We start from the raw sequence: 12,877 nt of genomic DNA on the forward strand, positions 1-12,877 counted from the left end.
CCACAAGCTACCGACCAGTAGCCCTTGTGGGGCAGGGCTTCCCGGCACTTCACCCGTCCCCTCCCCCATCCGGGGGACGCCGCGGCGGGCGGCCCCGCCTACCGTCGGGGCCGACCCTTCCCCCATCCCCGCACCGGCCCGCCGTCACCGGCGGCCCGGCAAGGAGGCCAGGTGCCCCACCGGATCGTGCACATGCAGCGGGCGCGCGGATCGGCCCGCCGCCCCGTCATGCTCGCCATCGCCGGGGACAGCGCGGCGGGCAAGACGACGCTCACCAAGGGGCTGGTGGAGTGTCTCGGCGAGGACCGCATGACCGCCGTCTGCGCGGACGACTACCACCGCTACGACCGGACGGAGCGGGCCGGCAAGCCGTTCACGGCCCTGCACCCCGACTGCAACCACATCGACATCATGGAGCAGCACCTGCAGCTGCTGTCCATGGGCGAGCCGATCCTCAAGCCCGTCTACGACCACGCCACCGGCGAGCTGGTGCGGCCCGAGCTCGTCACGCCGCGCGACTTCGTGATCGTCGAGGGGCTGCTGCCGCTGCACACCCGCCTCGCGCGGGCCTGCTTCGACATCACCGTCTACCTCGACCCGCCCGAGGAGCTGCGGCACTCCTGGAAGGTCCAGCGCGACTGCGACAAGCGCGGCTACCGGCCCGAGCAGGTCCGCGCCGAGCTGGCCCGCCGCGAGCCCGAGAGCGCCGCCTACATCCGCCCGCAGCGCCGCTCCGCCGACATCGTCGTCCGGTTCGCGCCGGTCGCCGACCGCGCCGACCCCCCGGGCACGCCGCTGTCGGCCGAGCTGCTGCTCCGCCCGACGATCGACCACCCCGAGCTCGCGCCCGTCCTGGAGGCGGTCACCTCCCCGGCCGGCGAGAGCCACCGCGAGACCGCGATGCACCTGCGGCTGCACCGCGACACCGACGGCCGCCCGGTGGACGCGCTGCACGTCCACGGCTACGTTCGACCCGAGGAGTCGCAGATCATCAAGAAGGCGATCTGGGACCGGGTGGACCGGAGCGCGGGCGCCGGCCGCCACCTGGACCCCGCCGCCCTCGGCCGGTACGCCGGCGGTACCAGCGACCCCCTCGCGATCACCCAGCTCCTGCTGCTGTACCACCTGCTGGACGCCGATCACCGGCAGGCCGCCTGACGGCCCGCCGCCGCAGCGGCGGACCGCACGGGGAGGCCCCGGACCCCCGGGCCGTGCGGTACCGCGTCGCCGGGAGGGCGCGTCGATCGGCGCTTGATCTCGACCGGGCGCCCGGCCGCCCTCCCGGCCCCTATCCGCTCCGCTCCCCGGCGGGCGCCCCGGCCAGCTCCGCCCAGGGGACGTCGGGGCGCTCCAGCGCCACCACCGCGAGGCTCTGCCCGCCCCGGACGACCTCGCCGGGCTCGGCGGCGAGCCGGAACCGCGCGTTCGGGCGGTGCGACTCGCCGACGGCGAGCAGCGTGCTGCCGCGCCGCAGCAGGAACACCGCGACGTCCAGCCGCGGCCACTCCCCCGCGCCCTCGGGCACGTCCACCCGGAACAGCGACGCGTCCGCGTCGAGGGTGCTGGCGAGGTTGTGGTAGATCCCGGCGACGCCGGGGTTGCGGATCGCGACCGCGACGACCGCCGGGTCGTCGATGTCGACCGGCTCGATGTCGGGGTCGACCAGCCCGAGCGCGTCGGCGATCTCGGCGCGGCGCCCGCCGTCGTGGACCCCGGCCAGCAGGTGCGGCGGCGAGGCCGCCGACGCCTGCCCGGCCCGCCGCAGGTGCGCGGTGAGCCCGAGCATGACCCGCACCGTCTCGTCGTCGGTGCGGCCGGTGACGAGGACGGTGCGGGCCGCGGCGGCGCACGCCCGCTCGTAGGCGGTCTCGTCGAAGGCGACGACGTCGTACAGCTCGGGGTCGGGGTTCTCGCCCGACAGCTGGTCGGGCCAGAACACCGCGACGACCGGCGTCCGCGCGTACGCGGGGTCGGCGCGGAGCTGGCCGATGACGGCGCGCAGCCCGTCGCGGTCGTAGCCGACCACCACCAGGTGCCGGCGGTGGTGCAGGCGCGCCTGCCCGTTGGCCTTCATGGTCCTGCCCTTCGCCATCCACAGCGTCAGCTCGGCGAACAGCACGAGGCCCGCGGTGAGCCCGGCCATCACCACGAGCGCGCCGCCGATCCGGCCGCCCGCGGTGACGGGGAACAGGTCGCCGTACCCGGTGGTGGTGCCGCTGACGAAGAAGTACCAGAGGTAGTTCGCCGGCTGCTTGATCTTGGCGCCGGGCGGCTCGCAGGCCGCGATCAGCGCCCAGCCGGCCGCGCCGGCGAGCAGCAGCACGAGCACGGGCGCCCGCCAGGAGCGGGTGGTGATCCCGTGGAAGAGGCGCCGGAGCGCGAACTGCATGGACGCCTCCCGGCCGCCGGCCATCGCGCGCACCGCCGTCCGGTGCGCTGACCGGCCGGTTCGCCGGTCGGTCCGTGGTGGGGCAGCGTCGCAGCCGCCGGACCGCGCGTCAAGAGCGCCCACGGCGGGGCACGGGGCGGCCACCGTCCGTCACCGGCCCGGTGGCCGGAGCCGGCCACCCGTCCGGCGGGCGGTCAGGCGTTCGAGCGGCGGCGCAGCACCCGGGCGAGGGCGGCCTCGACCTCCTCGGCGAGACCGGGCTCGGTCGCCGAGGCGACCTCGTCGGCCAGCTCGCGCGGGACGGCCGCGCGGGTGTGGCCGCAGTCGCGGCACTCGATCTCGCCGAGGCGGCACTGGAGCGCGGGCGAGCCGCAGGCCGCGCAGCGGTCCAGGCCGGCCGCCCAGTCGTGGGCGGTCTGGCACAGCGGGCAGACCAGCACGTGCCGGTCGGCCAGGACCCCGCGCCGCCAGGGGCTCGCGCCGCGGGCGGGGTCGGTCTGCCGTACCCCGCAGCGGTAGCAGGGCATCACACCTCCAGGGGCGTGCTGGGAGCGGGCCGCGCCCGTCGCGGTGGCGCGGGCGGCCGCTCCGGTCACTCGCGGAGCGCGGCGAGCGCCGTGCGGTACTCGCCGATGTCGCGCGCGTCGGGAACGTCGTGCAGGACGCTCCACCGGACGGCGCCGTCGGTGTCGACCAGGAAGGTGCCGCGCGTCGCGACGCCCCGGTCCTCGTCGAACACACCGTAGGTGCGGGCCACCCCGCCGTGCGGCCAGAAGTCGGAGAGCAGCGGGAAGGGGAAGTCCTCCTGGTCGGACCAGGCGCGCAGCGCGAACACCGAGTCGACCGACACCGCGAGCACCCGCACGCCCTCGCCGAGGGTGGGCAGCTCGTCGCGGAGCGCGGTCAGCTCGCCGGTGCAGACGCCGCTGAAGGCGAGGGGGTAGAAGACCAGCAGGACGGCCTCGCCGCGCAGCGCCGACAGCCGCACCGGCGTCCCGTGCTGGTCCTTCAGCTCGAAGTCCGGTGCGGTGTGCCCGATCTGGACGGTCACTGCGTCTCCTGGGTCCGTGGGAGCCTCTGCGGGGCCGAGGGCGTGCGTGGCGGACGTGGCGCCCGCCAGTCCGCCATCTCGGGCCCGGGGTCCGGCGGACCGGCCCCCGCCGCCGGTCGCGGCGGTCGCGGGGGCCGGTGCCCGGTTGCTACTTGCGGACCTTCGGTGCGACCAGCCGGGTCCCCGACCACTCCTTGGCGGCGCTGATGCTGCTCGTCTGGGACAGCCCGGCCGTCTGGGCCGCCTCCCCGATGTCGCTCGGCTCGACGTGCCCGTCGCGGCCCGCCTTCGGCGTCAGCAGCCAGATCTGGCCGGCGTCGTCGAGCGGGATCATCGCGTCGGTGAGGGCCTCGAACAGGTCGCCGTCCTCCTCGCGCCACCAGAGCAGCACGATGTCGACGACGTCCTCGTAGTCCTCGTCGGCCAGCTCGTTCCCGGTCACGGCCTCGATCGAGTCGCGCAGCTCCTCGTCGACGTCGTCGTCGTAACCGATCTCCTGCACCACCTGGCCGGCCTTGAGGCCGAGCCGATCGGCCAGGCTGCGCTCAGACTGCGCCTGACCCGCGGTCGCGCTCACGAAAGTCCTCCCGTTGTCGTCTGTCCGCCCGGTGCCCCTTGCGGGCCGTCGCTGTGCGGTCCTTCCGCACCGGTGCGGTGTTTGCGGGACAGTCCACACAAGTAAGGGGCCGTCGCGCAAGTGTCTTGGTGGCTTTTGCGGGGCCCATCGTCCCGAATGCGGCCCGCGTCGTCACGGAACACATGCCGAGCGTAACAACCCACGCTCATCCCGCAAGGAAGGACAACCGCACGTGCCGGTCGCGGTTGTCCACGTTGAGGTCGACCAGCGCGACCGACTGCCAGGTGCCGAGGGCGAGGCGGCCGTCCAGCACCGGGACGGTCGCGTGCGGCGGGACGATCGCCGGCATCACGTGCGAGCGGCCGTGCCCGCGCGAGCCGTGCCGGTGCCGCCACCGGTCGTCGGCGGGCAGCAGGTCGCCGAGCGCGGCGAGCAGGTCGTCGTCGCTGCCGGCGCCCAGCTCGATGATCGCGACGCCGGCGGTGGCGTGCGGCACGAACACGTGCAGCAGGCCGTCGCCGCCGTGCGCGGCGGCGAACCGGGCGCACTCGTCGGTGAGGTCGCTCACAGCCTCCCGGTCACCGGTGGTCACCCTGATCACGGTGCTCTCCATGGGCATGGTCTACCCCGCGAGGCGCGCTCGACCCCACCCCGCGCCGGAGGGCGGAAAAACGGGCCGCGCGGGTACGCAAAGGCCCTCTCACCGGGGACAATGGTTACCGGTTGGTAGAGATGCGTTAGCCGCCACAAACGGCGACGATGGATCACGAACCACGGCGACGAACAGTCGTGATAGCTCAGAACGGTAAGCAAGAGGGGACCCCGTGGCTTCCGGACGTCAACGCTTTTCGATCATCAGCGACGGCCTGCCGAGCCAGCTCCCAGACATCAACCCGGACGAGACCCGGGAGTGGCTGGAGTCGCTGGACACCGTCATCAAGACCCAGGGCCGCGGCAGGGCGCGCTATGTGATGCTCCGGCTCCTGGAACGGGCGCGGGAGCAGCAGGTCGGCGTGCCGGGCCTGCGCAGCACCGACTTCATCAACTCCATCCCGCCCGAGCGCGAACCCTGGTTCCCCGGCGACGAGCACGTGGAGCGGCGCATCCGCGCCTACATCCGCTGGAACGCCGCGATCATGGTGTCCCGGGCCAACCGCCCGAACCTCGGCGTCGGCGGCCACATCGCCACCTACGCCTCGGCCGCCTCGCTGTACGAGGTCGGCTTCAACCACTTCTTCCGCGGCAAGGACCACGGCGAGTCCGGCGACCAGGTGTTCATCCAGGGCCACGCGGCGCCCGGCATCTACGCGCGCGCGTTCCTGGAGGGCCGGCTGCCCGAGGAGAAGCTCGACGGGTTCCGCCAGGAGTTCTCCCACCCGGGCGGCGGCCTGTCGTCCTACCCGCACCCGCGCCTCATGCCGGACTTCTGGGAGTTCCCCACCGTCTCCATGGGCCTCACCGCGATCGACTCGGTGTACCAGGCGCGGTTCAACCGCTACCTGTACAACCGCAAGATCAAGGACACCTCGCGCTCGCACGTGTGGGCGTTCCTCGGCGACGGCGAGATGGGCGAGCCCGAGTCGCTCGGCGCCATCGGCCTCGCCGCCCGCGAGGAGCTGGACAACCTCACCTTCGTCGTCAACTGCAACCTGCAGCAGCTGGACGGCCCGGTGCGCGGCAACGGCAAGATCATCCAGGAGCTGGAGTCGTTCTTCCGCGGCGCCGGCTGGAACGTCATCAAGGTGGTCTGGGGCCGCGACTGGGACCCGATCCTGGCCCAGGACACCGACGGCGTGCTCGTCAACAAGATGAACACCACCCCCGACGGGCAGTTCCAGACCTTCACCGTGGAGTCCGGCGAGTACATCCGGGACAAGTTCTTCGGCGACGACCCGCGGCTCCGCAAGATGGTCGAGCACCTGACCGACGACGACATCCGCAAGCTGTCGCGCGGCGGCCACGACTACCGCAAGATCTACGCGGCGTTCAAGGCCGCGCGCGAGCACGTCGGCCAGCCGACCGTCATCCTCGCCCACACCATCAAGGGCTGGACGCTCGGCCAGGACTTCGAGGCGCGCAACGCCACGCACCAGATGAAGAAGCTCACCAAGGCCGAGCTGAAGGAGTTCCGCGACCGCCTGTACCTCGACATCCCCGACTCGGCGCTGGAGGGCGACCTGCCGCCCTACTACCACCCGGGCGAGGGCTCCGACGAGATCCAGTACATGCGCGAGCGGCGCGCCGCCCTCGGCGGCTTCCTGCCGAAGCGGGTCACCCGCGCCAGGGCGCTGAAGCTGCCCGGCGACGAGGTCTACGCCGACCTGAAGAAGGGCTCGGGCAAGCAGAACGTCGCCACCACCATGGCGTTCGTCCGGCTGCTCAAGGACCTGATCAAGGACAAGGAGATCGGCGCGCGGTTCGTCCCGATCGCTCCGGACGAGTACCGGACGTTCGGCATGGACGCGATGTTCCCGACCGCCAAGATCTACTCGCCGCACGGGCAGACCTACGACGCGGTCGACCGCAAGCTGCTGCTCACCTACAAGGAGTCCGAGCAGGGCCAGATGCTGCACGAGGGCATCAGCGAGGCCGGCTCGATGGCGTCGGTGATCGCGGCGGGCACGTCCTACGCCACGCACGGCGAGTTCATGATCCCGGTCTACATCTTCTACTCGATGTTCGGGTTCCAGCGGACCGGCGACCAGATGTGGGCGCTCGGCGACCAGATGGGCCGCGGCTTCCTGCTCGGCGCGACCGCGGGCCGCACCACCCTCACCGGCGAGGGCCTGCAGCACGCCGACGGGCACTCCCCGCTCCTCGCGGCGACCAACCCGGCGTGCGTCCACTACGACGCGACCTACGCGTTCGAGCTGGCGCACATCACCAAGGACGCCATCGAGCGGATGTACGGCTCGTCCGAGGAGCACCCGCACGGCGAGGACGTCTTCTACTACCTCACCGTGTACAACGAGCCCTACCAGCAGCCGGCCGAGCCCGAGGGGCTGGACGTGGCGGGCGTGCTGAAGGGCCTGTACAAGTACCAGGACGCGCCGGACCTCGGGGACGGGGCGCCGAAGGCCAGCATCATGTCCTCGGGCGTGGCGGGCCGCTGGGCCGTGCGCGCGCAGCAGCTCCTCGCCGAGGACTGGGGCGTCGCCGCGGACGTGTGGCAGGCCACCTCGTGGAACGAGCTGACCCGCGAGGCGCAGGCGTGCGACGAGTGGAACCTGCTGCACCCCGACGCCGAGCAGCGCACCCCCTACGTCACCCAGGCGCTCGGCGACGTCGCCGGGCCGATCGTGGCGGTCACCGACTACATGCGCGCGGTGCCCGACCAGATCGCGAGCTGGGTGCCCGGGGACTTCTCCTCGCTCGGCACCGACGGGTTCGGGTTCTCCGACACCCGCGCGGCGGCCCGCCGGCACTACCACGTCGACTCGGCGTCGATCGTGCTGGCCGTGCTGACCCGCCTCGCCAGGCAGGGCGAGGTCAAGCACGAGGTGCTCCAGCAGGCCATCGAGAAGTACCAGCTGGACGCCGACGTCTCGACGGTGTTCGCGGGCGGCGTGCAGAGCGCCGAGAGCAACACCGGCGGCGAGGCGTGACCGTCCGCTGAGCCGGGACGCCCCGACGGCCCCGGAGCCCACGAAGGTGTAGGTCGTGGACTCCGGGGCCGTCGCACGTCCGCGGCGGGCCGGCCGGTTGCGGAGGGCCCTCGGCGCCGCGCGGGGCGGGGCGCCGGGCTGTCCGGGGCCGGGGCGACCCGGTGGGGCGGACGGGCGGGTCAGACGGCGGGCGGGGTGAAGACGCCGAAGTGGTGGCCCGCGCTGTCGTGCAGCTGGGCGAAGACCAGGCCGCCCTCGGCGGTCGTCGGCGGGACGATCACCTTGCCGCCGAGCGCCTCGGCGCGGGCGACGCTGGCGGCCACGTCCTCGACCACCACATAGAAGATCGCGTAGTCGGGGAAGGCACCGCCGGAGGCGAACACCCCGCCGCTCACCTCGCTCGCGCCCGGCGCGGTGATCTCGCTGTAGGCCGGCTCGCCGTCCGCGCCGATCGAGAACGTCCAGTCGAACAGCTCGCCGTAGAAGCGCTTGGTCTCCTCCGGCCGGTCCGTGCCGATCTCGAACCAGCCCACCGAGTTGTAGGGGACCGTCGCCATGTCTGCTCCTTCGTCGCCGGAATGCGGTCCCCGCCAGGGTGCGGGGCTCCGGCGACAGCCCTGTGTCGGTGTTTCCGGGGCCGGGTCAGCCGAATTCCAGCGCCGTCAGCTCCCCGTGCGGCGGGTCCTCGCGGAACACCTCGGGGCACCGCTCGGGGGCGGCCTCCTCCAGCAGCGCGGCGCTCTGGACGCGGTCGATGCGGAACACCCGGGCCTCGCCGCGCAGCCGGCACCAGCCGATCAGGTACCAGGCGCGGGAGGCGGCGGTGAACGCGGCCGGCTCGACGTCGCGCTCGGTGGCGGCGCCCGCGGCGTCGACGTAGCGGAGGCGCACGACGCGCCGCTCGACCATCGCCTGCTCCAGCACCGCCGGGACGCCGCCGGCCCGCTCGGGCTCGGCGGACGGCAGGAAGTGGATGCGGCCGGCGAGCTCGCGGGCGGCGGCGCTGTCGGCCGCCGGCATCGCCGCGACGATCTTGTGCAGGCCGGTGCGGGCGGCCCGCGCGTAGGGCGACCCGCCGGCCCGGCCGAGGGCGATCGCGACGGCGACCGCCTCGGCGGGGGTGAAGTTCAGCGGCGGCAGCGTCCGGCTCTTGTCCAGCGTGTAGCCGCCGTTGCGGCCCACGTCGGCGTAGATCGGGACGCCCGCCTGCTGGAGGGCGCTGACGTCGCGCTCGATCGTGCGGACGCTCACCTCGTAGCGCGCGGCGAGCTCCCGCGCGCTCAGCCGGCGGGGCGCGCACGCGCGCAGCTCCTCCACCAGCGCGTACAACCGGTCGGTGCGGTTCACCCTGCGACCGTACGCGCCGCCTCCGACATTTTCCGGGGACGCCTCCGGGCGGCCGCCTACAGCCCCCGGATGAAGTCGATCATGGCGGCGGACGTCTCGGCGGGCCGCTCCTGCTGCGTCCAGTGCCCGGCGCCCGGCAGCCACACGGTGCCGCGCAGGTCCGGGACCGCGTCGCCCAGCCGGTCGATGGCCTCGCGCGCGCCGGGCGCCATGGTCACCATGTCGCGGTCGCCCGCGACGTACAGCGCGGGCGGGGTGATCGGGGCGCGGTGCCAGGCGGCGGTGAGCTCCCAGCTGCGGTCCAGGTTGCGGTACCAGTTGAGGGGGCCGGTGAAGCCGCTCTCCTCGTACTCGGCGACGTAGGTCGCGATGTCCTCGGCGGTGAGCCAGCCCGGCAGCCGCCCGGGCTCGGGGCAGGCGTCCAGGAACCCGCCGCCGTCGGGGACCACCGGGACGAGGCCGTCCGGCGCGTCGCCGGACGCGGCGAACAGCAGCCGCCGGAACGTCGCGGCGCGGTCGCGGTCGAGCTCGGCCTCGGGCACGTCCGGCCGCTGGAAGTAGACCATGTAGTAGCCCTCGCCGACGACGTGCCGCATCGCGGCGACGGGCGGCCGGGACGCGCGCGGGCGGTGCGGCACCGACAGGCCGATCACGCCGCGCACCTTGTCGGGGCGCAGCTGCGCGGTGGCCCAGGCGACCGGCGCGCCCCAGTCGTGCCCGGCGACGACGGCGGTCTCCGCGCCGAGCGCGTCGATGAGCCCGACGGCGTCCCCGACCAGGTGCAGCATCGTGTACTGGTCGGTCTCCTTGGGGCCGCCGGTGCGCGCGTAGCCGCGCTGGTCGGGGGCGACGGCGTGGAACCCGGCCTCGGCGAGCGCGGTGAGCTGGTGCCGCCAGGAGTACCAGCACTCGGGGAAGCCGTGCAGGAGCAGGACGAGCGGCCCCTCCCCCGCCTCGGCGACGTGCATCCGCAGCCCGCTCCGCGACGTCACATGGCGGTGCGTGATATCGGTCATCGGTCCTCCGCGGTGATCGCCGGTGTGCGCCCGGTCCCCGACACTGCCACACGTGCCCGGCCGGCCGCCCCCGCGCCCCTCCCCCGGGCGGGCCCGCGCCCACATCGGTGGGCGGCGGAATGTGTCGGGCGTCCACATGGGAGCGGGCGGGCGGCCTACATAGGTTCGCCCCATGACGAGCGGAACCCCCCAGCCCCCCGCCGCGCAGGGGCTGGACCTGACGGGCAGGCGCGCGCTGGTGACCGGCGGGGCGAGCGGCATCGGCCGCGCCTGCGCCCGGCGCCTCGCCGCCGCCGGCGCCCACGTGACGGTGGCCGACATCGACGCCGAGGCGGCCGAGGCCGCGGCGGCGGAGTTCGGCGGCACCGCCGTCGCCGCCGATCTGGCGGACCTGGACGGGCTGGAGGCGCTGTCCCGCGACGCCGACGTCCTGGTCAACAACGCCGGGCTGCAGCACGTCGCGCCGCTGGAGGAGTTCCCGCCCGAGACCTTCTCCCGCATCCTGGCGATCATGCTGGAGGCGCCGTTCCGGCTGGTGCGCGGCGCGCTGCCCGGCATGTACGGGCGGGGCTGGGGCCGCGTCGTCAACATCTCCTCGGTGCACGGCCTGCGCGCGTCCCCCTACAAGGCCGCCTACGTGACCGCCAAGCACGGCCTGGAGGGCCTGTCCAAGGTCATCGCGCTGGAGGGGGCGGCGCACGGCGTCACGTCCAACTGCGTGAACCCCGCCTACGTGCGGACGCCGCTCGTCGAGGGGCAGATCGCCGACCAGGCCCGCTCGCACGGCCTGGCGCCCGAGCGGGTCGTCGAGGACGTCATGCTGGCGCGGGCGGCGGTGAAGCGGCTCATCGAGCCCGCCGAGGTCGCCGAGATGGCCGCCTACCTGTGCTCACCCGCGGCGTCGATGATCTCCGGGGCCTCGCTGACCATCGACGGCGGCTGGACGGCGCACTGATAATGTCCCGCATGTCGCCCGGTGTCTTTCTCGAACTGCTCGCCCGCGACGCCTCCCCCGTGGAGTACGAGGGCCCGCTCGTCGAGGCCCGCGCGGCGGGCGCCGCCCCGGCGGTGCTGGCGGAGCTGGAGCGCGCCAAGCTCGCCGCGCTGCGCGTCCGGGCGTCCCTGGAGCGGCACGCCCGCCGCGAGGCGCGCCTCACCGCGCTGTTCGACACCGCCGGCGACCTCGCCGCGCTCCGCGACGTGGACGCGGTGCTCCGCGCCATCGTCCGCCGCGCCCGCCGCCTGCTGGACGCCGACATCTCCTACATCGCGCTGAACGACGATGAGGCCGGGCACGCCTACATGCGCGTCACCGACGGGTCGGTGTCGGCGGCGTTCCGGCGGCTGAAGCTGCCGATGGGGTCGGGCCTCGTCGGGCTCGTCGCGCAGACCGCCACCCCCTACTCCAGCCCCGACTACCTGACCGACGCGCGCTTCAACCACCGCGGGTTCATCGACGCGGCGGTCGGCGAGGAGGCCCTCGTGGCGATCCTCGGCGTCCCGATGCGGCTCGGCGGCAAGGTCCTCGGGGTGCTGGCGGCCGCCAACCGCACCGAGCGGCCCTTCGACCAGGAGGACGTCACCCTCCTCGCCTCGCTCGCCGCGCACGCCGCCGTCGCCCTCGACAACGCCCGGCTGCTGGAGGAGACCCGCACCGCGCTGGAGGAGCTGAGCGTCGCCAACGAGGACGTCCGGGCGCGCGGCGAGGCCGTCGAGCGCGCCGCGCAGGCCCACGACCGGATGACCGACCTGGTGGTGCGCGGCGGCGGCATCCAGGGCGTCGCCGCCGTCGTCACCGAGGTGCTCGGCGGCGCGCTGCACGTCCTGGACGCCGACGGCCGCGAGCTCGCCGCCGTCGGCGCCGCCGGGGAGCTGGCGCCCGCGCGGGCCGCCGACGCGGCCGCCGCCGCGTCCCGCACCCCCGGCCACGCGGTGGCCTGCGGCGACCTGTGGGTCGCGGCGTTCTCCAGCGGCGAGGAGCGGCTCGGCACGCTGGTGCTGCGCGAGGCGGGCGAGCTGAGCGGCGCCGACCAGCGCATCCTGGAGCGCGCCGCGCTCGTCGCGGCCCTCCTCCGGCTGTTCCGGCGGAGCGCCGCCGAGGCCGAGGGCCGCGTCCGCGGCGAGCTGCTCGGCGACCTGCTGGACGAGCGGACCGGCGACCTGGACGGCCTGCGCGACCGCGCCCGCCGCGTCGACGTCGACCCCGACGCCCCGCACGTCCTCGTCGCGGTCCGCCTCACCGGCGGCGAGGACGAGCCGGGGCGCCGCCGCCGCGCGGCGTTCTGGGCGTCCTCGCACGCCGCCGCCCAGCGCGGCCTCGCGACCGCGCGCGGCGACGAGGTCGTCCTGATGCTGCCGGGCGACCGTCCGGGCGCCGCCGCCCAGCACGTCGCGCAGCAGCTCGGCGCGTCCCTCGGCGTCCCGGCGACGGCGGGCGCCGCCGGGCCCGTCAAGGCCCTGGACGGCGTCGCCGCCGCCTACCGCGAGGCGCAGCGCTGCGCCCGCGCCCTCGTCGCCCTGGACCGCCACGGCGACGGCGCGGGCGCCGCCGAGCTCGGCTTCGTCGGCTTGCTCATCGGCGACGAGCACGACGTCGCCGGCTTCCTCGGCGGCGCCCTCGGCCCCGTCCTCGCCTACGACGAGCGGCGGGGCACCGACCTGGCGGGCACCCTGGAGACCTACTTCGGCACCGGCGCCAGCACCGCCCGCACCGCCGAGCGCCTGCACATCCACGTCAACACCGTCGCCCAGCGCCTGGACCGCATCGCTCGCCTCCTCGGGCCCGACTGGCAGTCCCCGTCCCAGGCCCTGGAGATCCAGCTCGCCCTCCGCCTGCACCGCCTGCACCGCCCCGCCTGATCGCGGAACGGAACCGGGACGTGTAGAGTCCCG

General features: G+C 74.6%; 12 protein-coding genes. 4 read left to right on the plus strand and 8 right to left on the minus strand.

Annotation, left to right across the window (positions count from 1 at the left end):
• Nucleotides 1–171: 171 nt before the first annotated feature.
• On the plus strand, nucleotides 172–1,158 hold the full coding sequence (locus tag K1Y72_RS20690) for a phosphoribulokinase (protein WP_308287164.1): 987 nt from the start codon (nucleotides 172–174) through the stop codon (nucleotides 1,156–1,158).
• 130 nt (nucleotides 1,159–1,288) lie between these two features.
• Here K1Y72_RS20690 and K1Y72_RS20695 read toward each other — a convergent pair whose 3' ends face one another.
• From K1Y72_RS20695 to K1Y72_RS20715, 5 genes are all read right to left on the minus strand, one after another.
• Nucleotides 1,289–2,389, minus strand: a complete 1,101-nt coding sequence (locus K1Y72_RS20695) for a potassium channel family protein (protein ID WP_220168046.1) — start codon at nucleotides 2,387–2,389, stop codon at nucleotides 1,289–1,291.
• 194 nt (nucleotides 2,390–2,583) lie between these two features.
• A complete protein-coding gene (locus K1Y72_RS20700) occupies nucleotides 2,584–2,985 on the minus strand; it encodes a hypothetical protein (protein ID WP_308287165.1) in 402 nt (133 codons plus the stop codon).
• Nucleotides 2,982–3,440 carry a peroxiredoxin gene (locus K1Y72_RS20705; RefSeq protein ID WP_220168047.1) on the minus strand — a complete coding sequence of 153 codons (459 nt, stop codon included), beginning with the start codon at nucleotides 3,438–3,440 and terminating at the stop codon, nucleotides 2,982–2,984. Before K1Y72_RS20705 ends, K1Y72_RS20700 begins: the two co-directional genes overlap by 4 nt.
• Before the next feature lie 148 nt (nucleotides 3,441–3,588).
• Nucleotides 3,589–4,017 carry a DUF3052 domain-containing protein gene (locus tag K1Y72_RS20710; RefSeq protein ID WP_220168048.1) on the minus strand — a complete coding sequence of 143 codons (429 nt, stop codon included), beginning with the start codon at nucleotides 4,015–4,017 and terminating at the stop codon, nucleotides 3,589–3,591.
• Between the two features lie 205 nt (nucleotides 4,018–4,222).
• Nucleotides 4,223–4,630, minus strand: coding sequence for a YjbQ family protein (locus K1Y72_RS20715; protein ID WP_220168049.1), 408 nt, complete (start codon nucleotides 4,628–4,630; stop codon nucleotides 4,223–4,225).
• 211 nt (nucleotides 4,631–4,841) lie between these two features.
• On the opposite strand from K1Y72_RS20715, the gene aceE reads away from it, so the two are divergent.
• The gene (gene aceE, locus K1Y72_RS20720; protein WP_220168050.1) at nucleotides 4,842–7,622 is read left to right on the plus strand and encodes a pyruvate dehydrogenase (acetyl-transferring), homodimeric type; all 2,781 of its coding nucleotides are present in this window, start codon (nucleotides 4,842–4,844) and stop codon (nucleotides 7,620–7,622) included.
• Between the two features lie 179 nt (nucleotides 7,623–7,801).
• On the opposite strand, the gene K1Y72_RS20725 is transcribed toward aceE, so the two are convergent.
• The 3 genes from K1Y72_RS20725 to K1Y72_RS20735 all read right to left on the minus strand — a co-directional run bounded on the left by K1Y72_RS20725 (nucleotide 7,802) and on the right by K1Y72_RS20735 (nucleotide 9,985).
• Complete coding sequence (locus K1Y72_RS20725; RefSeq protein ID WP_220168051.1) at nucleotides 7,802–8,179, minus strand: VOC family protein; 378 nt, start codon at nucleotides 8,177–8,179, stop codon at nucleotides 7,802–7,804.
• Nucleotides 8,180–8,264: 85 nt separating this feature from the next.
• Nucleotides 8,265–8,969, minus strand: a complete 705-nt coding sequence (locus tag K1Y72_RS20730) for a helix-turn-helix transcriptional regulator (RefSeq protein WP_220168052.1) — start codon at nucleotides 8,967–8,969, stop codon at nucleotides 8,265–8,267.
• 56 nt (nucleotides 8,970–9,025) lie between these two features.
• Nucleotides 9,026–9,985 carry an alpha/beta fold hydrolase gene (locus tag K1Y72_RS20735; RefSeq protein WP_220168053.1) on the minus strand — a complete coding sequence of 320 codons (960 nt, stop codon included), beginning with the start codon at nucleotides 9,983–9,985 and terminating at the stop codon, nucleotides 9,026–9,028.
• Nucleotides 9,986–10,157: 172 nt separating this feature from the next.
• Here K1Y72_RS20735 and K1Y72_RS20740 point away from each other — a divergent pair, with 172 nt between their 5' ends.
• Together K1Y72_RS20740 and K1Y72_RS20745 are read left to right on the plus strand one after the other, a co-directional pair.
• Nucleotides 10,158–10,940, plus strand: coding sequence for a 3-hydroxybutyrate dehydrogenase (locus tag K1Y72_RS20740; protein ID WP_220168054.1), 783 nt, complete (start codon nucleotides 10,158–10,160; stop codon nucleotides 10,938–10,940).
• A gap of 11 nt (nucleotides 10,941–10,951) precedes the next feature.
• Nucleotides 10,952–12,844 (plus strand): helix-turn-helix domain-containing protein, encoded by a 1,893-nt coding sequence (locus tag K1Y72_RS20745; protein ID WP_258573049.1) that lies wholly within the window; start codon nucleotides 10,952–10,954, stop codon nucleotides 12,842–12,844.
• Nucleotides 12,845–12,877: the final 33 nt, after the last annotated feature.

This window comes from Actinomadura parmotrematis, from assembly GCF_019458805.1.
Classification (GTDB): domain Bacteria; phylum Actinomycetota; class Actinomycetes; order Streptosporangiales; family Streptosporangiaceae; genus Spirillospora; species Spirillospora parmotrematis.

Excerpts from the sequence above, each read along its gene's own strand:
- K1Y72_RS20725 (WP_220168051.1), bottom strand. The coding sequence starts at position 8,179 with ATGGCGACGGTCCCCTACAACTCGGTGGGCTGGTTCGAGATCGGCACG.
- K1Y72_RS20745 (WP_258573049.1), top strand. The coding sequence starts at position 10,952 with ATGTCGCCCGGTGTCTTTCTCGAACTGCTCGCCCGCGACGCCTCCCCC.
- K1Y72_RS20735 (WP_220168053.1), bottom strand. The coding sequence starts at position 9,985 with ATGACCGATATCACGCACCGCCATGTGACGTCGCGGAGCGGGCTGCGG.
- K1Y72_RS20740 (WP_220168054.1), top strand. The coding sequence starts at position 10,158 with ATGACGAGCGGAACCCCCCAGCCCCCCGCCGCGCAGGGGCTGGACCTG.
- K1Y72_RS20715 (WP_220168049.1), bottom strand. The coding sequence starts at position 4,630 with ATGGAGAGCACCGTGATCAGGGTGACCACCGGTGACCGGGAGGCTGTG.
- K1Y72_RS20695 (WP_220168046.1), bottom strand. The coding sequence starts at position 2,389 with ATGCAGTTCGCGCTCCGGCGCCTCTTCCACGGGATCACCACCCGCTCC.